General features: G+C 57.5%; 16 protein-coding genes and 1 pseudogene. 9 read left to right on the top strand and 8 right to left on the bottom strand.

Annotated features, from left to right (window positions below; all coding sequences use genetic code 11):
- The first annotated feature begins 57 nt into the window (after positions 1-57).
- Positions 58-393, top strand: a complete 336-nt coding sequence (locus PHO31112_RS18665; protein WP_150621860.1) for an ArsR/SmtB family transcription factor — start codon at positions 58-60, stop codon at positions 391-393.
- Here PHO31112_RS18665 and arsH read toward each other — a convergent pair.
- Together arsH and PHO31112_RS18655 are read right to left on the bottom strand one after the other, a co-directional pair.
- The gene (gene arsH / locus PHO31112_RS18660; RefSeq protein ID WP_281355108.1) at positions 345-1,133 is read right to left on the bottom strand and encodes an arsenical resistance protein ArsH; all 789 of its coding nucleotides are present in this window, start codon (positions 1,131-1,133) and stop codon (positions 345-347) included. The two genes, PHO31112_RS18665 and arsH, sit on opposite strands and share 49 nt — an antisense overlap.
- A gap of 200 nt (positions 1,134-1,333) precedes the next feature.
- Positions 1,334-1,880, bottom strand: a pseudogene (locus PHO31112_RS18655) (transposase family protein); the annotation flags it as partial.
- Positions 1,881-2,019: 139 nt separating this feature from the next.
- Between PHO31112_RS18655 and PHO31112_RS18650 the strand changes: the two are divergent.
- The 7 genes from PHO31112_RS18650 to PHO31112_RS18620 all read left to right on the top strand — a co-directional run bounded on the left by PHO31112_RS18650 (position 2,020) and on the right by PHO31112_RS18620 (position 16,695).
- Positions 2,020-3,258 carry a hypothetical protein gene (locus PHO31112_RS18650; RefSeq protein WP_150621858.1) on the top strand — a complete coding sequence of 413 codons (1,239 nt, stop codon included), beginning with the start codon at positions 2,020-2,022 and terminating at the stop codon, positions 3,256-3,258.
- Positions 3,259-3,397: 139 nt separating this feature from the next.
- The gene (locus PHO31112_RS18645; protein ID WP_174995783.1) at positions 3,398-8,494 is read left to right on the top strand and encodes an RHS repeat-associated core domain-containing protein; all 5,097 of its coding nucleotides are present in this window, start codon (positions 3,398-3,400) and stop codon (positions 8,492-8,494) included.
- Between the two features lie 322 nt (positions 8,495-8,816).
- Positions 8,817-9,827 carry a lectin MOA-related protein gene (locus PHO31112_RS18640; RefSeq protein ID WP_150621856.1) on the top strand — a complete coding sequence of 337 codons (1,011 nt, stop codon included), beginning with the start codon at positions 8,817-8,819 and terminating at the stop codon, positions 9,825-9,827.
- A 237-nt stretch (positions 9,828-10,064) separates the two neighbouring features.
- Positions 10,065-10,217: an integrase core domain-containing protein gene (locus PHO31112_RS18635; protein ID WP_150621855.1), complete on the top strand. Its 153-nt coding sequence runs from the start codon at positions 10,065-10,067 to the stop codon at positions 10,215-10,217.
- 235 nt (positions 10,218-10,452) lie between these two features.
- Complete coding sequence (atzF, locus tag PHO31112_RS18630) at positions 10,453-12,279, top strand: allophanate hydrolase (RefSeq protein ID WP_150621854.1); 1,827 nt, start codon at positions 10,453-10,455, stop codon at positions 12,277-12,279.
- Between the two features lie 13 nt (positions 12,280-12,292).
- Entirely contained in the window at positions 12,293-15,913 is a 3,621-nt protein-coding gene (gene uca, locus PHO31112_RS18625) for an urea carboxylase (protein WP_150621853.1), read from the top strand.
- Positions 15,910-16,695 carry a GntR family transcriptional regulator gene (locus tag PHO31112_RS18620; protein WP_246178365.1) on the top strand — a complete coding sequence of 262 codons (786 nt, stop codon included), beginning with the start codon at positions 15,910-15,912 and terminating at the stop codon, positions 16,693-16,695. The genes uca and PHO31112_RS18620 overlap by 4 nt, the downstream gene beginning before the upstream one ends.
- A gap of 63 nt (positions 16,696-16,758) precedes the next feature.
- Here PHO31112_RS18620 and PHO31112_RS18615 read toward each other — a convergent pair whose 3' ends face one another.
- Entirely contained in the window at positions 16,759-17,601 is an 843-nt protein-coding gene (locus tag PHO31112_RS18615; RefSeq protein WP_150621852.1) for a class I SAM-dependent methyltransferase, read from the bottom strand.
- A 398-nt stretch (positions 17,602-17,999) separates the two neighbouring features.
- Positions 18,000-19,127, bottom strand: coding sequence for an aminotransferase class V-fold PLP-dependent enzyme (locus tag PHO31112_RS18605; RefSeq protein WP_150622082.1), 1,128 nt, complete (start codon positions 19,125-19,127; stop codon positions 18,000-18,002).
- Positions 19,128-19,595: 468 nt separating this feature from the next.
- Here PHO31112_RS18605 and PHO31112_RS18600 point away from each other — a divergent pair, with 468 nt between their 5' ends.
- Positions 19,596-20,339, top strand: a complete 744-nt coding sequence (locus PHO31112_RS18600) for a 2'-5' RNA ligase family protein (RefSeq protein ID WP_150621851.1) — start codon at positions 19,596-19,598, stop codon at positions 20,337-20,339.
- A 364-nt stretch (positions 20,340-20,703) separates the two neighbouring features.
- Here PHO31112_RS18600 and PHO31112_RS18595 read toward each other — a convergent pair whose 3' ends face one another.
- From PHO31112_RS18595 to PHO31112_RS18580, 4 genes are all read right to left on the bottom strand, one after another.
- Positions 20,704-21,324, bottom strand: coding sequence for a DUF6988 family protein (locus PHO31112_RS18595; RefSeq protein ID WP_150621850.1), 621 nt, complete (start codon positions 21,322-21,324; stop codon positions 20,704-20,706).
- A 24-nt stretch (positions 21,325-21,348) separates the two neighbouring features.
- The gene (locus PHO31112_RS18590; protein ID WP_150621849.1) at positions 21,349-21,747 is read right to left on the bottom strand and encodes a type II toxin-antitoxin system VapC family toxin; all 399 of its coding nucleotides are present in this window, start codon (positions 21,745-21,747) and stop codon (positions 21,349-21,351) included.
- Positions 21,744-21,989, bottom strand: a complete 246-nt coding sequence (locus PHO31112_RS18585; protein WP_047909273.1) for an AbrB/MazE/SpoVT family DNA-binding domain-containing protein — start codon at positions 21,987-21,989, stop codon at positions 21,744-21,746. Before PHO31112_RS18585 ends, PHO31112_RS18590 begins: the two co-directional genes overlap by 4 nt.
- A gap of 98 nt (positions 21,990-22,087) precedes the next feature.
- On the bottom strand, positions 22,088-22,780 hold the full coding sequence (locus tag PHO31112_RS18580) for a tyrosine-type recombinase/integrase (protein ID WP_150621848.1): 693 nt from the start codon (positions 22,778-22,780) through the stop codon (positions 22,088-22,090).
- Positions 22,781-23,013 lie beyond the last annotated feature (233 nt).

The following is a 23,013-nucleotide window of genomic DNA, read 5'->3' as shown; positions in this document are numbered from 1 at the left end:
AAGATTCCGGAAATATCGAAATAAAGAACCCGTGTTGATCACGGGGCAATCGACGACATGCAAACCACCCTGAACGATACCGACGCCGTCAAGGCCCTTGCCGCATTGGCACAAGGCAATCGACTCGCCGTGTTCCGGCTGCTGGTTGTCGCCGGCCCCGAAGGGCTTAGCGTCGGCAACATCGCCGAGACGCTCGGGCTTGCTAACGCCACCCTGTCTTTCCATCTGAAGGAACTCGCCAACGCGGGCTTGATCTCGTCCAGACAGGAAGGGCGGTACATCTACTACGCGGCGGCCATCGACAAGATGAATGCGCTGATCGGCTTTCTCACTGAAAACTGCTGTCAGGGCGTGCCGGGACTGTGCAAGCCGGCGTCGTCTCGGAAGTGCTGAGTCGCCGGGTTTGTCTGCTGCGATTTCGCGTCTGACGCGGCGCCGATAGCAATGGCGGACAAGTCGTCGGTCGCAGCGTCGAGCGGCGTATCGGCCTCGGCGCGTTCGCTGTAGCGGTCGACCAGATAGTCGCTCTTTGCGCGCAGCAATAATGTGAACTTGACCAACTCTTCCATCACATCCACGACGCGGTCGTAATAGGCGGACGGCTTCATCCGGCCGGCCTCGTCGAACTCCTGAAAGGCCTTCGCGACCGATGACTGGTTCGGTATCGTGAACATCCGCATCCACCGGCCAAGCTGGCGTAACTGATTCACCGAATTGAAGGATTGAGAGCCGCCGCTGACTTGCATGACGGCAAGCGTGCGGCCTTGCGTCGGCCGGATACCGCCCATCGAGAGAGGAAGATGATCGATCTGCGTCTTCATGACGGCAGAAATCGTTCCGTGCCGCTCGGGACTGCACCAGACCTGCCCCTCGGACCACAGTGACAACTCGCGCAGCGCCTTGACCTTTGGGTGCGCGTCGCCATCGATTTCATCAGGCATCGGCAGGCCACGAGGGTCGAAGATGCGCACTTCGGCGCCCATCTGCTTCAACAATCGGGCTGCTTCCTCAGTCAGCAAACGCGAGTAAGAGCGCTCGCGCAGCGAGCCGTACAGAAGCAGGATGCGAGCGGGCGCCGCGTCGGCCATGCCGAGCCGGGACGCAATGCAGGTGTCGAAATACCGGGGCTTCACGGCCGGAAGGGCGGGGTGCGGCGAGACGGCAGGCACGAGGGTTCCAAGCATTGGTTTTGATATTTCCAATAATATGGAATATTAGAATAATGCGCAAGTCACGGTGTCTCCCCGTTTTCAGGAACAACTTCACCCCCCCCCCACCCGTGCGCACAGCTCAGCATTGCACGATTGCAAAATTCGTTGCCGTTGCCGTTGCGAATCGCTCGCTCTGGCACGATGGCCACTGCCTCATGCGTGCCATCATCGACTATCGTCAGATTCTTGATCGCACGACCTTCGGCTGTTCGGTCGAATACGAAATCCATGGCAGCCTCCGTCCTTAGCTGGAGATGCAATTACAGCATGTGATTGACCGGCACGCCCGACTGCCGCAGTTTCAGGTAGATCATCCCCGAGTCATAGAGACGATGTCGCTGGGCCTGATTTCGATCAGGTGCGGGTCTATACCGATAAGCGCTGGCGCTCATGCCGATTGCCTGAAGCGCGCTCGCCGCTCGCTCAAGCCACCTTGGGTCATATGGCGCACCAATTCTCGGCGTGATAGTGCGCTCACCGTTTTTTTCACAGTGCCTCGCGCGTGACCTCGTTCTCCAGCGTCGACTCGGCCAACAGTTTCTTGAGCCGGTTCTTCGCAGTTTTCAGCTCTTTTAGGCGCTTTGGGTCGGGCACGCTCATGCCCCCGAATTTGCCTTCGGTGAAACGCTTCTTCATGTCCAATCTCCCGATTACATGATTGGACTCCAAATCGCCGCGCTACTCAAATTGGCAGAGATGTCGGCCCCAGAGGCCGCCCACACTCATCCGCCCTATATGATGGGATAGGTGTTAAGTGGGCTGTTTCAGGCAAGAATTAGCGACAATTGTCAATGAGATGAGGGCGGCCATGAAAACATCTTCTTCTGGTTCTGGAACGTCGTACCAAAATCCGAAAACGTGGGGTGATGAGGCTAAGGTGGGTGATATTTTTCAGTTGGACAAAAACTATCCGCACCTCAGCGAGGCGCTTGCCATCGGGGATTTTTACATAGCCGGATTCAACGGATCTTCAAATGATCATCTCTTTCCTGATTTCGGGAGGGATGGCGATAGCTGGAAGCACGCTTGGGTAGAGACCAGTTTTAAGGCCGTTACGGAGGCCAACCTCAGCGAGGGAAAAATTTATGGAAACGCCCTCAACCAGATAGGCATCCGAATTTATCCAACGGGAAAAGATGCGGCTGGCGGCACGGTGCCGCTTAGCGCAGAGGTGATTGGAAAGGCGGGGAAAACCGCTGCATTGATCGACTATACAACGGGAGGCGCACTTCCTCAGGGGTGGAGTTTCACTCGTACCCGGTCGAACGATTTCAAGCTTCCACCACAGGTCGGGGACGCCTCATCCGATACGGGAAATGCGAATGATGATACAGCCATCATCACGCTCTATTTGTCATGTTCCGACGCGGCGGCAATCGCCTCGTTCTCGGCTGGCGTGCAGTTGACCATGGCAAATGGGGAGACGGCCAGCGATACTCGCCAGGCACCGCATGGCGCGATGCCGATACAGATGACCGCTATCCCGGCGATACATTATGACGGCCCGTCCGCTGCCGCTCAAATCCTCATCCGCTCACAACGGCTCAGCGACGTGCATCCCCCTGATTACGAGGGATGGATTGATCAATACGCGATTACAGTCCAGATAAAGAGCGAGCAAAATTACATATTCAAGATGGATACGGACTATGCCATGGAAAGATCTCCATGGACATATCAATTTGGCTGGCTTGAGCTTTCCGGGCCAAGTGCATTTACCTCGTATCTATGGAAGCTGGATTATCCTAAAGAATATAGTGGGGTGCGTGTTCCATGGTCCGACGGAAGTCAATTTGAGAAAGTTACATTAAATGGGAATTTTGAATCAAACACGGTTTATATAACCTGCCTTTATGTTGAAACATTGCACGTGCTGGAGAGAGATCCTGTTGTTCACTGGCCGAAGTCGAATTTCACCATATATGATCAGTATGGTAACAAAGGGCTGTTTAGTTTGGTGCGAAATGGCAAGGACTATACGATAGATATTTTGCCGGGAGATCATCCTGCATACAACGACGGTGGGTCCGGTGGATGGCCGAAATAGCGCCCCGATACACTGGGGATTTTCCTGAAAGTAGAGTGTCATTGCGAAAACCACGAGTCAGTGGCCACTGGGCAGAGAACTTGTCCGGTGTAAATATGGATACCTGCCGGTTCGAACCGGGCCGATGAGGAAGACAGCCATGGATAACACGCTATCGGAAAGTGCACCGAGTTTTTTCACTCAGGCGAACAACTTCGTCAGCGCGGCGGCTGGTGGGGTTGATCCCCGCACGGGGCTGTTTAATTTCAACCTCGCTCTCGGGACGCTCAATGGCAACAGGGACTTGGGCCCGGCTCTGCCGATCCAATTGAGCTACAGCCCGCTTCTCGGGTTACTGGTGCCGGACAACGTGGCGAATAAGGGATTTGGAAAAGGTGTGAATATCGGTCTAACTTCCTATGACGACGGCAGCAACAGCTTGCTGTCGCTGTCAACTGGTGAGCAAATCAAGATAGGGAAGGCCGAAACCGTTGTACAGCAGCTCAATCAGTACAAGCTGAAGAATTTTCGTTTCGAGAAATACGACGATCAAACCAACCCGGATCCGGTCTATGGTGATTGTTATAAAGTCATTCATAAATCCGGAAGAATAGAAATACTCTCAGGACCGCAGAAATCGTCCAAGGTAAAGGTGCCCACAAATCTCTTGACGCCCGCCGGGCATGGATTGATCCTTGATTGGGATTTTTCATTTGATCCACCCAAGCTTAAAGCCGTCAAGGACGATATCAATACGTTGCTTAAGATTGATTATTCGGACACAAAAGCCGTTATTCACTTCTTCCCGGACGCGTCCAAGGAAGCCTACGATGTTGAGCTATGGTTTACCGGTGTGCAACTGACGAAGGTGAGGAATCTCGCCCTGGGCCAGGACGCGCCTCTGGACTGGGATCTGGAGTACGACGAAGTGTCCAGCCTGTGGGGTTCCTGGTTGACGAAGATCACGTCTCCCGGGGGCATGCTGGAAGAGGCGTTTTATTACAAGGATGGTCGGGGAAGCCATTTTCCGGATTCGGCGAAACTACCCGTGCTTCCCTCCGTCTATCAGTTTCTGCGCAATGCGGGGCCGATGCGGGAAACGCCGGCCACGCAGTTTCGTTACGATTATTCCGACAATAATTTTCTGGGGTATGGGTCCGGGCTCGATTGGCGCAGCGATCAGGACAATCTCTACGGTGTTCTGGCTGACTATTCCTATAGTTCAATGGAAACGTATAGATGCGGCGGGAAAATCATCCAGACGAGGCGAACCTATAATTCTTTTCATTTGATGACCGATCAAAGCACCGTATGCGACCGTACTGTAACCGGCACGCAGACGGCATACGGCGTAATCGACGGGCAACCCTTTGAAAAGCAACCGGCGTATTTCCAGTTGCCGATCAAAACGACGGCATCCTGGAGTGATGGCCTTAGCTGGGGTAATGATTTTCGTATCACGAAGCAAGAGACCGGCTATCGGTGGGATGACTGGGGTAATCTTCTTCATCAAGATACCCGGATGATCATGGATGGCGGCACCATCCAGGAAGGATGCGCCAGCGAGTGGGTCTATTACGACGAAAATGGCGAGGACGGGTGTCCTGCTTCCCCTTCCGGGATGCAGTGTTTCGTCAAATCTGTCACGACGACGCCCGCCTCATCGGACTACGCCGATAGTCCGACCCGGCAGCGCTTGTATCGGTACGGTCCGATCACGCCGGCAGGGAATGGGATCCATCTGTTTGTCCGCAAGATATGGGCGTCCAGTTCCAACATTTACGGCCCCTCCGCATCCGCATCCGCATCCGCATCGAGCGCGGGCGACACCCGCCTTCTGGCGGAGCAAACTTTTACCTACGCTTCAAGCGCAAGCGACGCAGGCCGCTTGACCTCCCGCACCCTGACTCATCACTCCGATAAAGATGCCGCCGGCGCTTATAGCCAGACGGAAAGATTCGACACCGGTGACGATCCCGATCATCCGGGCAATCTGATCAAGACCGTTACGTTCACCACCTATGACAATCACAACCGCGTGACTTGTTCCTACTCGTCGTATTTCACGGGCCGTGTTTGGAAAGACATCGACGCGAAGGGGCGGGTGACGACCTATGATTATGACGGGTTGGGTCGCGTGACCGCAGTCACCCAAAATCCAGGTAGTCAGTATGAAAATATCACTACCTACCAATATGAATTGCGTGACGGATTTGACGAATCCTTTCTCATTACGACGACAGACGCCCGCAATAACAAGGCACGGCAGGGACGCGACGGCCTTGGCCGGCTTCTCTATACCGACGTCAGCGATATTGATAATCAAACTGGGGATGGCGCGTGGTTCCGCACTCTCACGCAAACGTACAATGAACTTGGCGGCGTGGTCTCGGCAGCCGAGTTCGACTACACCAATGGCACGCAAGCCGCTTCGCTGAGGTCAGCCTTCCAATATGACAACTGGCTGCAACTGTCGAATACCACGCAAACTTATGGAGATGTTCCCGCCCACGAAGTTACGCGCTTTGATCCGATTACCCTGACGGGCAGGACGTATTTCATGGGAGGGGCCACCACGACCGGCTCTGGAACCCGGAGTCTTAACTTCGGACGCGCGCCAGTCAAACAGGAGCGCTATGCCGCAGCGGATTCCACTAGCCCATACAGCGCTCGGTCCATGGCTTACGATGGGCTCAACCGGTTGCGCAGCCTCACAGACGAGTTGGGGCGCACCACCACATATGCCTATGACGATTGGGACCGGCTCAACAACGTGACGCTACCCGACAATACGACCGTCTCATATCGCTATCGTCAGGAATCTGCCGATACCCGGGCCGTTGAAGTTCGTGCCAATGACAAGCTGCTCGGAACACGGCAGTTCGACGGGTTGGGGCGTTTGACCGAAGCGACGGTCGGCGGACGTCAATGGCGGCATATCTATGCCACTGATGCAGATGACGACCCGTCTCAAACGACTGCGCCTGATGGTTCTCAGCGCTTCTACTCTTATGTTGCCGAACTCGACGATGCTCTTTCGTCGGTAACACCGGCTGCCGAAACAAGTGCGCTGGATACTGTCCCTTTCCAGCGATTCGCCTACGATCCGCCTAGTGGTTTGATGACCGCTGCTATGACCGAGGCCACCCGAATAGACTACACACCTTATCCCTCGGGCCGATTAAAAGAACAGGCGCTTGACATTGACGGCACCAGCAGAAAAATGAGCTATGCCGCCTATTCCATCGCGGGCGCGTTGCAAACCTATGTGCATGTGGACGGCGCCAGGCGCAACATAATTCGAGATACGAACGGTCGAATCAAAACCGTCGCGGACGAAACCGTCAAAGTCGATGACTTGATCTACGACGGTCTCGACCGCTTGCGCGGCTGGACGGTGTATGACCTGACGGGAACGCATACGGTTCAGACCAGCATCGATATGATCGATGATTTTATGCGGGAAACGCAGCGTACGATCAAGGACAGCCGTGATGGTCTGACCTGGCAGATTCAGCAGCAATGGAACGCGCTCGACCAGATCACAGCACGCAAAACCCTGCGCAACGGTAGCCTCTATCGGAACGAAACCTTTGGCTACGACGTACGCAACCGGCTCACGCTATGGTCCTGCTCAGGCGATGGCGCCGCCTGCGATCGCTATGGCAACGTCATGGCCTCACAGTCCTTCGGCTTCGATCCCTTCAACAATATAACTTCCGCGGTTACCGTGTTTACCGACGGTACACAGAATAGCGCGGCTTTCACCTATGACGATTCGCTTGATCCCTGCAAACTCACCCGGATCACGAACACTCATTCCAGCTATCCCGCCGTGGCGGACATCAAATACGACCAGGGCGGGCGGATCGTTGACGACGGCATGGGACTTCAGCTCGATTATGACTGGCTCGGCAGGCTTGGGCACGCGCTTGATGTGAACACGGGACGCCGCACCACCTACGGTTACGATGCCTTCGATCGGCTATCCGTGAGGCGAACGCCGGATAACGAGCAGGAAACGACAAGAGCCTATTATGACGGTAGTCAATTGGTGAATCTGGAGCAGAGCCAGCGTCGGACGCGACTCTTTCCCGCTGTGGCTGGCGTGCACGCGCAATTGACCAGTTCCATGACGCCCGGTGACGGTGATGGGGTTTGGTTATTGGCAACCGACAGCACGGGTTCCGTTTTGAGTGCGAGCAGCGGCCAGGCGGGAGATGAGCGCCGTTACGGCCCCTATGGACAAGAAGCGGTCAGCGGCCGCGATCCCGTATCGGTCCTTGGGTATAACAACGAGTGGCGCGATCCCGTTCTCGGCGGCTATGTGCTTGGCAATGGCTACCGCCTGTTTCTACCGGATCTTGGTCGTTTTGCCGCGCCGGACGCCTACGGCTATAGCCCGTTCGGTGCCGGTGGGCTCAATTCCTATGCGTACTGCGCCGGCGACCCTATCAACTACGCCGACCCGACCGGGCATTCTCTTTGGAGCACATTATTCTTCATGATTGGCTCCCTGGTTGTCCCCGGAGTTGCGGGCGCGGTCTTCGGTCTCATGGCATTGACCGACATCGCAGAGATACTGATTTGGGGAGAAGGCGCTGCGGAAGCCTCGGCGACCGGGAGAGGATTAGCTGCGGGTCGTACTTTCGCGGCTGCGGGTGGAAGTGCGCCCAGCGACGCGGGTACGAATATACCGCGCATCTCGGTGACGGACGTTTCATCTGAAACAGATACTGTCCCGGCTTCCTTATCACGATCCGATCTCAGCCGCGTCTCGGGCGGCTCATCAGACTGGCCCGGCACGTCGCCCTTCGACAGAAATGACCCGGTGAGGCAAGGTGGTACGTCCCGGGATCAAATCCAAGCGAACCTGGCACAACTGGGCAAGAAGAGAAGAAATAGTCCGAATGATTCGATTCCTAGGGACACTGAAAAGCCGGGGCCCTCACAAGTGCCAAAGCACGGGGGGTGGCGTGTGATAGACAATGGGGTCCGTGAGCAAGAGATTCAGCCGGATGCGCGGCGCGAATATGAGGAGTGGAGAGATCACATTAACCAAACAGGTGAACACCCGATTTCAGCGGGAAAGTCTATTGGGCGACAATACGAAGTTAGATCTCTTCGAGAAAATAAAAAACTCAGGGCCAAAGGCTGGACGCATGAGATGGATATAGCTCAAGGTCAGCGAGTATTCATGCAGATCCACAAGAAGGAGAAACTGGTTGTGGTGAAGCAAATTGGCGGGCATTTGTGAGATAAAAAGTGAGCCAGCGACGTACAGCACAGCGTGCATCGCATCGCCCAGAGATCCTTTGAGTCAATTCCGATCGAGCTTGTCATCGGCCTTCATGTGACCGATCGCTGGCTCGGTTTGCAGGTACGTCTCGCCCGTGAACATCCCATTGGCGTTGACCTATCGAGGTTGATAGTTCATGAGCAACGCATAGACGACTAATGTAAGACAACCCGTCTTGCCGAGGGAGTCGTGCGATGCAGGGCGACCTTCTTCGGACAGTGTCAAGCGAAATCGCAGGCTGAATTGTCGTTCAACGCCAGGATATCCAAGGAGAGCGCACATGAAAAACTCGCCGCCGGAGCAACCGGAAAATGAGCAGCAAACCAAAGCTCGAAAATTTTCGAATCCATCGGCAGCGGATGAGCCCTCGCTAGTGCAAAGACTCGGAATCAAACCAACACTGAGTGCGGCCATTGATCCGAAGGATATCGTTCGGGGAGGTCCGTATTTTATGTTTGACTCACAAGGCAGAGTTCTCGGGTCAGACAATGGTGGGGTAAATGGGCGCGCGGTAATGCTGCCATCTAATTATTATCACATGGCAATTCCAATCGCCTTCGACCAGCAACCGACCGCCAGTACACCCTCAAGTATCTGGTTTTACCCTATTACGAATACGAATGATGCGCAAGTCACCGGACTGGCGATCTATGGCTCAGTCCCCTCCTCACTACCGGATTGGAATTGGCTTGATTGGTTCGTGGAAAATGACCAAGTCGGATCTGCAAATTTTTTTAAGGGATTTTTTTCCAAAGATGATTCCACGTTTACAGATGGGACATTTTCCCTATGCGAAGATGGAGATGGCTACGTAGGTTGGGGAAACACAAAAGACAACACGCCAATTCAATTTTCAGTTCTGAGCTACAACATTACCGGAAACGACATATACTCCCTGGTGCTGTCCACGTGGCCAAATCTAATAATATTAAATGCTCACGCGAATCTAGTGGATGACACTTATAGCCTGATGGATGATGATTCCATTAATGGTATATATAAAAATTCTCCTTTGGCTGGCATGCAAGCCACAAACGGTGTTTTTGCTTGTGATGATTTTTCGTATGCTTACAAAGCATACGCATCTTTGGCTTTTTACAAGGACCAGAGCTCCAACGTCGGCATTGGCAGACCCGCGATCGGCGTATTAATCGGGCAAACCAACGGACCAGGAAGCGCTATGAACTTCTTCGTGGATATCACCGGAAATATAAAAATATTCGACCCGACGACAGGGAGCATCCTCGATCCTTCTGATTGGAAATATAGTCCGGTATACATGGTCTTGTAGCGCCGACGTCCCCCCAAGCTGGCGTCGCGCGTTATTGGGGATGTTGTTACAGAACGAAGTCAGCAATGCCGGGTTTCCAGGGGCGTTTATACGGTGAGCCATTTGGGGGCGACTTCGATGCCAGATTCGGTATGAGGGCGCGCGTCGCCGACCGAGTTGCAGGTCTTTTGCGCGAGTCCGGGCGCAAACGTCACCAACGAGAGCTTCAACGCGAAATCCCGTGATGAACGTTAGGCGATGGAGTGGTTTCGGAATCGAATCGAAGCGAAGATCGTGATCGAAGACTGGCGAACACACTACAACGAGGTGCGCCCGCATTCGAGTTCGCAATACCTACACCCGCAGAATTTCGTCGAGTTCGCGAACGTAGTTCAACCACTGGGGCCGTGAATCTCTAGACACCAGTGGTACGAAAAAGTCCGTCAGGTCAACCCCTTCATCTGCCCGTGCCTGTGAATGGTGCGTACGCCTTGCATTGGTGCGAAACGTGCCCCATTGGGATGGCATGCTCGATGCCCAATCGTGCACGCTTTCGACGCAATATGGAGGTAACGCCTTTGGCTACGGGCGTTGGCACGAAACTTGAATCAATCCACGCACGCTTGTACACAAGAAGGAGTACCAAATGCGCGGATGGACCATCGACGACTGGCTGACAGCCTATAGAGACGGCGCGACACCGCACACGCTGCTCGACGAATGGCGTCGGACGCTAGACGAACCGGATGCCGCCTGGATTTCGGTGGTCTCCGAAGCAGTGCTGGCGGCGCAACTGAGCGGGTTGGCCGACCGTCTGGCCGCGGCCGGGAGCGACCTGGGTCTGTTCCCGCTGTACGGTGTGCCATTCGCGGTGAAAGACAACATCGATGTCGCAGGCTTCGAGACGACAGCAGGCTGTCCCGCATTTGCTTACGCCCCTGACAAGAGCGCGACTGTCGTTGCCCGCCTCGTTGCGGCAGGAGCCATCGTCATGGGCAAGACCAACCTGGATCAGTTCGCCACGGGCCTTGTCGGCGTACGCTCACCGTATGGCATCCCTACCAATGCGTTCGATCCGGCCTACATCAGCGGTGGCTCGAGTTCGGGCTCGGCATCCGTCGTCGCGCGAGGTCTCGTGCCGTTCTCGCTTGGCACCGATACGGCCGGGTCGGGCCGCGTGCCTGCCGGTTTGAACAATATTGTCGGGATCAAACCCACGCGTGGTGCGCTCAGCAACACCGGTGTGGTTCCCGCATGCCGCACGCTCGATTGTGTTTCCGTTTTCGCCACCACGGTGCCTGACGCGACACGCGTCTACGACGTGGCTGCTGCGCTGGATCTGAAGGACGGACTCTCGCGCGAGGCGCCTGAATCCGCGTTGGCATGGCGAATGCCCGATACGCCCCGTCTGGCGATTCCCGCGGCGCCTGAGTTCTACGGCGACAAACTCGCCGAGCAGGCGTTTACGGATGCCGTCGCAAAGATAACGGCACGGGGTGCCGTCTGCGTGCCGGTCGACTTCTCTTTTTTCGACGAAGTGACGGCATTGCTCTACGACGGTGCGTGGGTCGCTGAACGCTATGCTGCCATTCGCGGCTTCGCACAGACGAATGAGGCGGACATTCACCCCGTGGTGCGCGATATCGTGTTCAAAGCAAAGCAATTCTCGGCCGCCGACGTGTTCGAAGGCACCTACCGGCTTGCCGATCTCAAGCGCAAAGCCGATGCACTGCTCGCCGGATTCGACGCATTGCTTGTACCGACGGCCCCCACGCATTACCGGATCGACGCGTTGCTGAACGACCCCGTGCGGCTTAACAGTCATCAAGGCAAATACACCAATTTCGTGAACCTGCTGGACTGGAGCGCAGTAGCGGTGCCGGCTAGCCTGAGAAGCGACGGATTGCCTTTCGGTATCACCTTGATCGCCGACGCGTGGCGTGAACGGGCATTGTCCGTCTACGCGGCGAAGTGGCACGAGGCCACCGGGCTGCCGCGAGGCGCGACTGGCTTGCCATTGCCCGAGAGCGCCCCGTCTGTCGAGTGCGTGCTGGGACGACAGGACGACGTTATTCGCGTGGCGGTCGTGGGCGCGCATCTGCGCGGCATGCCGCTGAATCACGAGCTGACCTCGCGTCATGCGCGCTTCGTCGAGGCAACGACTACACGCTCGACGTACCGGCTCTACGCGCTGGCGAACACCACGCCTCCGAAGCCCGGACTCGTGCGCGGCGACGAGGGCGCCGCTATCCATGTGGAGTTATGGGACGTTCCTGCCGGTGCGTTCGGCACTTTCGTGGCCGGCGTACCTGCGCCGCTTGGCATTGGCACGCTCGAACTGGCGGATGGTCGATGGGTAAAGGGCTTCATCTGCGAGCCGTTCGCCATTCGCGACGCCAGGGATGTCACGGAATTCGGCGGTTGGGCCGCCTATCAGCAATCGCTGCGCGCAAGCCCCCCAATCGTTCGCTAACGCCGGAGCCTCCATGTTCGATACCGTTCTGATCGCCAACCGAGGCGAGATCGCCTGTCGCATTGCGCGCACATTGCGACGCATGAACATTCGCAGCGTTGCGGTCTATTCCGACGCCGACCGCAATAGCCTGCATGTCGGTGCGGCAGATGTCGCGGTGGCGCTGGGCGGCAACGCGCCCGCTGAAAGTTATCTGCGTACGGATCTCATCATCGCCGCCGCGAAAGCGACCGGTGCGCAAGCCATTGTCCCTGGATACGGTTTCCTGTCGGAGAACGCCGGATTCGCGGCGGAATGCGAAGCCCAAGGTATCGTCTTCGTGGGCCCGACGCCCGAACAGATGGAACAGTTCGGGCTCAAGCACGCGGCACGCGAGCTTGCCGAACTCGCCGGAGTGCCGTTGACGCCCGGCTCGGGTTTGCTTGCCGACGTCGATGCCGCGCGCTCGGCGGCCGCCGTCATCGGATATCCCGTCATGCTCAAGAGCACGGCGGGGGGCGGCGGCATCGGCCTGACGCGTTGTAACGATGAAACTGAACTCGTCGCGGCTTTCGAGTCGGTACAAAGGCTGGGCAAGTCGTTTTTCGCGAATGCGGGTGTCTTTGTCGAGCGCTTCGTCGATCATGCGCGGCACGTCGAAGTCCAGATTTTTGGCGACGGGCGGGGCAACGTCGTTACCTTGGGTGAGCGCGACTGCTCGCTGCAACGCCGCAATCAGAAAGTGGTAGAGGAGACACCTGCGCCGAACCTGCCGACGCAAGTGCGGAAACGATTGCTTGCGGCCGCCCGGCGGCTCGGGCAGTCGGTCGGCTACCGTTCCGCAGGAACGGTCGAGTTCATTTACGACGCGGCCAAGGAGGCGTTCTACTTCCTCGAAGTCAATACGCGTTTGCAAGTGGAGCACGCGATCACCGAAGCCGTAACGGGGGTGGATCTCGTCGAGTGGATGATTCGCACGGCTGCGGGCGAGCCACCAGTGCTCGATCAGGACGTGAGCGGCCGAGGCGCCAGCATCGAAGTTCGTGTCTACGCCGAGAATCCGTTGCGCAACTTCGCGCCCAGCCCGGGCGTACTCACGCAGGTCGCGTTTCCGGATGACGTGCGCGTCGACACGTGGGTGGAAACGGGGACAGAAGTGTCAGCACATTACGACCCGATGATCGCCAAGATCATTGTCTTCGGCGACGATCGGAAGGAAGCCATTGCCAGACTTCAGGGGGCGTTGGCGCAAGTGCGGCTTGGCGGCATTGCGACCAATCTGGACTACCTGCGCGCCATTGCCGGCGACCAGGCATTTGCTGCCGGGGAGGTTTCGACGCGGGCGCTGGATTCGTTCCGGTATGCGCCGGCGTCTATCGAGGTGCTCGAACCTGGCACTTACACGACGATTCAGGATTATCCGGGCCGCGTGGGTTATTGGAACGTCGGTGTGCCGCCGTCGGGCCCGATGGACGACTGGGCGTTTCGTCTGGCCAATCGCATCGTCGGCAACGCGCAGCATGCGGCGGGTATCGAGGCGACGGTCATGGGGCCGACGTTGCGCTTCTGGTCCGACGCCGTGATTGCGTTGGCGGGCGCCCCCGCAGACGCCGAACTCGATGCGACGCCGGTGCCGTTCTGGGCCCCGATTCATGTCAAGGCCGGCCAGACGCTTCGCATGGGCAAGGCCAACGCGGGTTGCCGGACCTATCTCGCCGTGCGCAACGGGTTCGATGTCCCTCTCTATCTCGGTAGCCGTGCCACGTTTGTGCTGGGAGCGTTCGGGGGACACGCTGGCCGCACGTTGCGCGCGTCGGACATCCTGCCCATCGCCGACGCGGCATTGCCCGCTACGCGGGATCTCGCGCCGGTGCATGCTCCCGAGGCACTGCCCGCCATTCTGGTGCCCAGATACGGCAAGACGTGGGACATCGGCGTGCTTTACGGGCCGCACGGCGCACCGGATTTCTTTACGCAAGCCTCCATAGACAAGTTCTTTGCTGCCGAGTGGGAAGTGCATTACAACTCGAACCGGTTGGGTGTCCGGCTGAACGGGCCTAAGCCCGAGTGGACCCGTGTCGACGGTGGCGAGGCCGGGCTGCATCCGTCGAATATTCACGATTGCGAATACGCGCTCGGTAGTATCAATTTCACGGGCGACATGCCAGTGATCCTCACACGCGACGGCCCGAGTCTTGGCGGGTTCGTCTGCCCGGTCACGATTGCGAAGGCGGAGTTGTGGAAGGTCGGGCAGGTCAAGCCCGGCGACCGGATACGTTTCCGGCCGATATCGTTTGACGATGCCCTCGCACTCGAACGTGCTCAGGATGCCTTCCTCGCGACTTGGGATGCTGCGCCGTTGGCACAAGTGCCGGATAGTCCGGACGATAGGCTTCATGTGTGGCCAGACGCCACGCCGATCCTTCACCAGGTGAGCGCGCAAGGCGAACGACCGAAGGCGGTGGTACGGCAGGCAGGGGATAAGCATGTGCTCGTCGAGTACGGCGAGAACGTACTGGATCTGAATTTGCGCTTCCGCATTCACGCGCTAATGGGAGCGTTGCATGCGCAGGCGATCGACGGTGTCCTGGAGCTTTCGCCGGGCGTTCGTTCGTTGCAGGTGCGCTTTGATAGCCGCGTCATATCGCAGCGCGCACTGGTCGACCGTATTGCGACTACGGACGATGGATTGCGCGACGTTCTCACAATGCGGGTGCCGAGCCGGGTGGTCTATTTGCCAATGGCGTATGAGGATTCGGCCACGCTCGACGCTGTCGCAAGGTATCGCCAGTCGGTGCGGGATAAGGCGCCGTGGCTGCCGAGCAATACGGAGTTCATTCGGCGGATCAACGGGCTGGATTCGGCGCAGAGGGTGCAGGACACGGTCTTCGCTGCGAGCTATATGGTGCTGGGGCTGGGTGATGTGTATCTCGGGGCGCCATGTGCCGTGCCGGTCGATCCGCGACACCGGTTGCTCACGTCGAAGTACAACCCGGCGCGCACCTATACCGCAGAAGGCACCGTAGGGATCGGTGGTGTGTACATGTGCATCTACGGTATGGATTCGCCCGGCGGGTATCAGTTGATTGGCCGGACGTTGCCTATCTGGAACAAATTCCTCAAGAACGAAGTGTTCGTAGACGGCAAGCCGTGGTTGCTGCGCTTCTTCGATCAGGTGCGGTTCTATCCGGTGACCGAGGCGGAACTCGACACCCTTCGGCTGGACTTCCGAGAAGGGCGGCAGACGATACGGATCGAGGAGGAGACCTTCGATCTGGGGGAGTACAACGCGTTTCTCGACCGCATTTCGGGCGAGATGGCAACGTTCAAAGCGGCGCAGAAGCAGGCTTTCAATGCCGAGGTCGAGCGTTGGGCTGCCGAGGCGTTGGCGGGGGAGGGGGCGCACGAAGGCCGCGAGGCCACCGCGCCGATCGAGATTCAGGGCACCGTCGTAGCGGCGGATATCACGGGGAGCGTCTGGAAGTTGCTTGCGCAACAGGGCGAGAAGGTCAGTGCGGGGGATCCATTGTTAATACTGGAAGCGATGAAGATGGAGTTTCAGATTGCAGCACCTCATGACGGCGTGGTCGGATCGTTCCATTGCCGTCCGGGCATGATGATCAGTGCGGGAGATCCGCTGGTGTCGCTGGTATGAAGACTGTCACCATCGACGTTGTCGAACCGGCCGACATGCATTCGCCGGAACTTGGCCCGGCGAGTAGCGCCGGTTCGCTGGCTGCCCAGATTTACGCCAGACTCAAGGCCGACATCTTTGACTTTCGTCTGCTGCCGGGAGACCGCTTTAGCGAGGGCGACGTGGCGACCCGAATGCAGGTTAGCCGCACGCCCGTTCGACAGGCGTTGTTCTGGCTGCAACGCGAGGGCTACGTCGAAGTCCACTTCAAGAGCGGCTGGCAGGTGCGGGAATTCGACTTCAAGTACTTCGAAGACCTTTATGAAATCCGCATCATGATGGAGTCGGCGGCCATCGCTCGTCTGGTCAGGGAGGGGGCCGTCGATGCGCTGATGCCGCTACGCGAGATATGGTGCGTGGCCCCGGCGCAGCGTGAGCCCGAGCCCGCGAAGGTCGCGGCATTGGACGAAGCATTTCACGCGGGGTTGATCGCGGCGATCGGGAATCTGGAGATGGTCAGGATGCATTTCGATGTCACCGAGCGAATCCGTATCATCCGGCGGCTGGACTTCACCAAGGCGCCTCGCGTGGTGGCGACGTACGAAGAGCACGCAGCGATTCTTGACGCCATTCACTCCCGCGACGTGGGTCTGGCGCAAGCGAGAATCGAGGCGCATATCAAGCAGAGTCAGGCCGAAGTCAAGCAGATCACGTTGCATATGCTTCACTCGGCACGAGAGCGATTCGACTCGTTGGCCAGACGCGATCTCGTGTCTGGCGACTTTCCAGGACCGTTGAAATGAAAGAAGCCGCCCGAGCGGGCGGGTTCTTGTGCTGTGCTGGCGATGCAGGAGCATCGCGCGGCCTTACGCCGGCGGCGCCAGCGCGGTGGAAAAGCGCTCGCGCAACTCTTCCAGTCCGAGGGATTCGATCACCGTTTCGAGTCGTTCGGCGGGGCGACGGCGCGGCAGGTTCTTGTACTGCGCGATAATCAGCTCGTTCTTCATCGAGTGCTCCCAGCCCACCAGCTCGGTGACGGTGACGTGGTAGCCGTGGGCTTCCAGTTGCAGGCAGCGCAGCACGTTGGTGACCTGACTGCCGAACTCGCGGGTATGCAGGGGATGGCGCCAGATTTCCGTCAGCGGATTGCCTGCCAGCAGCTTGCCTTTGTGCTTGCGCAGTACGCCCGCCACTTCGGCCTGACAGCAAGGCACCAGCACGATATGGCGTGCCTTCTTGGCCAATGCGAAGCGGATGGCGTCGTCGGTGGCGGTATTGCAGGCATGCAGTGCCGTGACGACATCGATCGTCTCGGGCAGCGCAGGTGACGTGATCGATTCCGCGACAGACAGGTTGAGGAACGACATGCCGGGAAAGCCCAACCGTGCGGCCAGCGCTTGAGACGACGTGACCAGTTCTTCGCGGGTTTCGATGCCGAAGATGTGCGAGTCGTCGGCCAGTGCCTTGAAGAACAGATCGTAGAGGATGAAGCCGAGATACGACTTGCCGGCACCATGGTCCGCCAGCGTCACGCGACCGCTCTCGGTCTTGACTTCCTGCAGCAGGGGCTCAATGAACTGGAACAGGTGATAGACCTGCTTGAGCTTGCGGCGGCTGTCCTGATTCATCTTGCCATCGCGCGTCAGGATATGCAGTTCCTTGAGCAGTTCGACGGACTGGCCAGGACGGATTTCGTGGGTATTCGACATGTGAGACTAAGTAAGCGGCGGGAGGCAATGTGTCCCGAATACCGGCAGTTTACCGAAAAGGGTCCGGTCCGGCCTGAAATTTGCCGGTAACCCTGTCTGCCTTGCCATTCGATACATGGCCAGACAGACGAGACCCGCCTCAGCCAACCGTCGCGTGTAATAGCCCAACTCGCCTACTGTGAAACTATTGGCCTGCAGGAACGGTGGCATTTGCCAGCGGCGTGGCTGTCTGCTCGTTCGCGCCGGCAGCCAGAGCCGCTTGCCGAACGAGTGCCTTGGCTTCACCTATCTCGAGTCGCATGGTTTTCAAGGGGGAGGGCGTGGTGAGGGTGACTGCAATATGCCTTCGCCACGCTCCGCCGGGGCGCGCCGTGCCCCCAATTTGCCGGGAAAGCGCATTATGAAATGCTGTTCAGCGCCTTAGAGAGCCGGTTCACTGCGCCTTCGATGTCATGCAGTTTGTCCAGGCCGAACAACCCAATGCGGAAGGTTTTGAAATCGGCGGGCTCATCGACGCGAAGCGGAACGCCGGCCGCGATCTGCAAGCCCACATCGGCGAATTTCTTTCCGGAGCGAATGCCGTCGTCATCGGTGTAGCAGACCACAACACCGGCGGCCTCGAACCCTTCGGCCGCCAGGCCTTTGAAGCCCTTGCCAGCCAGCAGCGAGCGAACGCGCTGTCCGAGTTCAAGTTGTTCCATCCGCACTTTGTCGAAGCCGTACGCCTCGGTTTCCTTCATGACGTCGCGCAATGTCGTGAGACTGTCCGTCGGCATCGTGGCGTGATACGCGAACCCTCCCTTCTCGTAGGCCTCCATGATCTGAAGCCATTGACGGAGATCGCAAGCGAAACTGGTACTCGTCGTCGACTCGATTCTCTCGCATGCGAACGGGCTGAGCATGACCATTGCACAGCAGGGTGACGCACTCCATCCTTTTTGCGGTGCGCTAATCAGGACATCGATGCCGCAGGCCTGCATGTCGACCCAGACCGTACCGGAGGCGATGCAATCGAGGACAAACATGCCGCCGACGTTATGAACCGCGTCGGCCACCGCGCGCAAATAGGCGTCGGGCAACATCATTCCGGAAGCGGTTTCGACGTGCGGGGCAAAGACCAGATCCGGCTTGTGTTCCCTGATCGCGGCGACGACCTCTTCGATCGGCGCCGGTGCATAGGCCGCTTGTCTTCCGGGTTCGACCGGACGCGCTTTCAGTACGATCGACTCGGACGGAATGCTGCCCATGTCGAAAATCTGCGACCAGCGGAAGCTGAACCAGCCATTACGAATGACCAGACATTTCTTGTTCGTCGCGAACTGCCGGGCAACGGCTTCCATGCCGAAAGTCCCGCTACCCGGAACGATGGCCACCGACTTTGCGCTGTAGACCTTTTTCAGGACATCGGAAATATCGCGCATGACGCCTTGAAAGCGTTGCGACATGTGATTGATGGATCGATCGGTGTACACGACCGAGTATTCGAGGAGTCCCTCGTGGTCGACATCGGGAAGTAGTCCGGGCACATCCGCCTCCGATAATGGAAGAGTGAAATATCTAGAACAGATTCTACTCGGTGGTAAGTTCTGCGATGGATGCAGCGCACCATTGCTGCACGGCGAGTCTGCTAACATGCGCTCACCCAGTTGCGGTAGTGTGGGGGAAGGAGAGAGCATCCGACTTCGCTTCCACGAAACCGATAACGCGCTCGCCGAGATGATCAATGGTCATTGCAAGAGCGAGGTAATTCACCGGGGTTCCTGGCCGAGCCTGCCGTCCGTCGAGAATGCCACGTTCAAGCGGGTAGACTGTTTCACCATCACCGCCTGCTGTGCCCCATCGGCAACATCTCGCTGACCGAGTCAGAAGCCTATTATCTCCGGCAATGCGCTGGAGCATGCTTCGTCGCGTGACTCAAGCAAATCAGTCTCCGGAGAGAGCAGGGCGATGCAGGGTCAATTCATAGAAGAATTCAACAGCCAAGGAGTTTCAAGATGAGCAACATGCTTCGTCGTCGCCGATTGTTCAGTTTAGTGTGCGCCGCTGGACTGACAACGGTTATGTGGTCGGGCATCGGGTTCAGTCGGGAGACCGCTGGCTCTGACAGCGTAACGGCGATTGATATTCTTCTTGAGCCGGATGCAACAATGCTCAAAAAGGCGGAAGCGACCAACGCGCGTTTGCGCAAGATTTTTCCAACAGGTTTTGCGCTCGACGAAACACATAGGGCGCATATCACGGTCATCCAGCGTTTCGTCCGCACTACCGATCTCGACAAAGTGTATGCGGCCGCCAACAAGGTGCTTGCTCAATCCGACGTGAAGGCTATGCGGCTTGAAGCGTTCAAGTATTTTTACATTCCGACTGGGGAGGTCGGCTTGGCCGGCATTCTCGCCAAACCGACGCCGGCGCTGCTTAAACTGCAAGCGAACCTGCTTGCCGCTGTGGCTCCTTACACGGTTGAGACTGGGGATTCGGCGGCGTTCGTCACGACACCTGATGATCCTGTCATTGATCCAGTCTTGATTACGTATGTTTCGACCTTCGCGCCGAACTCATCCGGTGAGAAGTTCACTCCGCACGTTACGACCGGTGTTGCCCCCAAAGCGGACCTTGACAAGATGTTGGCTGAACCCTTCAATGTGTTTTCGTTCGCACCTGCCGGCGCGGCTGTCTACCAACTGGGTCAGTTCGGAACGGCTTCCAAAAAGCTCAAACAGCTTACCTTGACCAAGTAACGAAGGAGCGCTTCGCGTCAATTCGCACGGGCGCACAAGGTAGCCGCCAGACAGACGTTGGAGGTCAAGGAACCGGCGGATGATCTGGCGATGCCGCTGCGCATGGCAGTTATCGAAGGCCGTATGAGGAAAAGCGTGGACGCCTCGACGGCGGCTTGATCGAAATCGTTCGGACTCGGGCCATCGGGCGTAGATCTGCTGGAACTTGAGCTCGCGTGTTAGGCACCATTGATTCGCATAATGTACATTATGTTAAATTATGACGGAACACCAAATGCCTCGGTAGAAATGTGCAACCGTTATCGCTCGAACTCTCGCACTGGCGATAATCATCTGCGCTCCCGAAATGCGTTTTTCCGTTCACTTAGACGCGGTTGTAGACCCCCGAGTAGATAGCTTGATGTCGCGAGTACAGTCGGTTAGCCAACGCTTCATCATCTGCCACTGCGGCAATTCCCAGAGCGCCAAGATAGGAAAGACACGCCATCGCGTCGATCAGTTGCCCCGTGTGAGCGTCTGTATAGCTCTGTCGAATTTCGTCCCGCAAAGCTCGCGCTTTGACTTGAATCGCACCACCATGAGTAAAAGCGCACATTTCGCGCCAAGTCTGGTCTTTGACTCGTCGGATGACTTCACCAGGTCGCCCCATTACTTGTTCGAGATCGCCTACTAGTTGACTCATCCGTGGCGGCTCCCTACCCTGAACAAAATCGCCCAACTGAGCGTCCGTTGCGCAGTAGAAATACCAATGAGCGCGCGTATACGCTTCGAATTGCGGACGGTATAGAGCAAAGGCAGAACCTCGCACGCCGTTGTCGACCAATACGTGCGCACCCTGATGATGCTCGATGCATAGATGCTGGAGCGCAACGGATACGCGTGCCCGTGACGTCGTGTTGAACGTCACCCCTTCCAGCAATTCCGCGCACGAAACCATCCAATCGTGGGAGCGTTGTGTCGCGTCGTTCAGGTCGCCGTTGGGCATCGTCTACTCCAGTAGCTCTTTCGCTCACTTAAGCAAACGCATCCCGGCTACTTTCGCCGCTGTCCCGTCAAAAGTAACGGTGTATTCACACTCGGCAGCGTGACCGGAACGTTCGATCAAGCAATCTGCGAAATCCGCCTTCGCAGACGCCGCGAAAACGCGCAACGCTTTGCGCACAGTGTCTGCACTTTCGACGACCAACTCCTTTGTGGCTATCATCGAATCGATGATGTCCTTCATCTGCTCCCGTTCAACACCGTAGCAGCGCCCGAGCACCCAGACGACCTCGATCAACGCCACCTGAGAAACATATCCCGGTTGTTCCGCCGTGAGAGATTCCATCAAAGCCGTCGCCTTCTTGGACTGTGCGACGTCGTCCTGCGCGAAGTACCGGACCAGAACGTTCGTATCCAATCCGATCATCGTGCGGACGCCCCCTGCTGGGCGATGGCAAGATTCATGTCTTCGACCGAGACAGGTTTGGTCGGCTTCTTGACGACGCCTTTCAGCGAGGTGAGCGAACGCGTGGCCGGATAAACCTCGTACCGACCCGTTGCTTCGTTGAAGCTGAATTCGATCCGGTCACCGGACTCCAGGCCCAACTGGTTCCGCACGTCCACTGGGATCGTGACCTGGCCCTTCGACGTGATTGTTGCTGCTGTCATTGTGGCACCTCCGATATTCCTTACTTTAATGTAAGGAATATCAAAATGCAAGGTCCAACTGCACGATGACACGCGTGATCTTGGTCATCGTGCGCTTGTCAGTCCCAACCTTCTCCCAAAGCTGCCACGGCCTCACTCGCCTCGCGTGGTGTCACTTCCAGATACGGCGATACGTGGTCAAGATGAGCGTGGCCAAGCAGTATCTGAACGGTTTCGATCGAATGACCTTGTGCCAAAAGGCGACTGGCAAAGGTGCGGCGGCCAGAGTGGCTGCTGTAACCGTTCCCAAGCCCTGCCGCGCGGTACAGGCCGGTGACATAGCTCTGCAAGCTGTCCGCTGCCAGGTATTCGACCTGCTCTCCGGTGTCATTCGTTCGGCGCTTGACGCTCAACTCGTAACGGCTCCCCTTATGCGTAAGAACCAGCGACGTCTGGGGCATTAAGCCCCTCCACTTCTGGCGATCCATTGCAGTGCCCTTGCCCTGCTCCCACCTCCATTCGATGTAGTGTTCGAGCGCGGCAAGCGCCTTCGGATGGCTTAGGTACACGCAGCGCTGGCGGCAGCCTTTCGTGATTGCCGCTCGCAGGCTCACTTCTTCTCGAATCAGTCCGGACGGCTGGAGCACGTCGGCCACTTCGATGCGGGCGATCTCGGAGATCCTCATCCCGCAGGTAAAGCCCAGCAGCAGAACGAGTGCGTCACGCTCAGGGTGCCGACTTGTGGCCTCGGTTACGCGGAGCAGGTGTCGGATCTGGGCGGGTTTGAGTGTCTTGGCGCGTTTGACGTGCATGGTTTCTCGGTCCTCGTAATGCGCTCGAAATTGAGCCTGTTACGAGAGAGAAACGCTGGGCGCTCCTTTTCATGATAAACGCCCGTGGTTCCTGCCGTCCTCGGAAAATCTGCGCCAGGCTAATCACGAAAGCTCTGAGTCAAGGAGACTGGAGCGGCCCCCTGAAACGCCGGACACAGTCACCCACTTACAATAACGGGTAGGCATAAGACTGTGTTTTTGACTAACACCAG

It is taken from the genome of Pandoraea horticolens (genome assembly GCF_902459555.1).
Taxonomy (GTDB): domain Bacteria; phylum Pseudomonadota; class Gammaproteobacteria; order Burkholderiales; family Burkholderiaceae; genus Pandoraea; species Pandoraea horticolens.
Note: the sequence above shows the minus strand (reverse complement) of the source record. Positions and strands in the feature narration are given on the sequence as shown.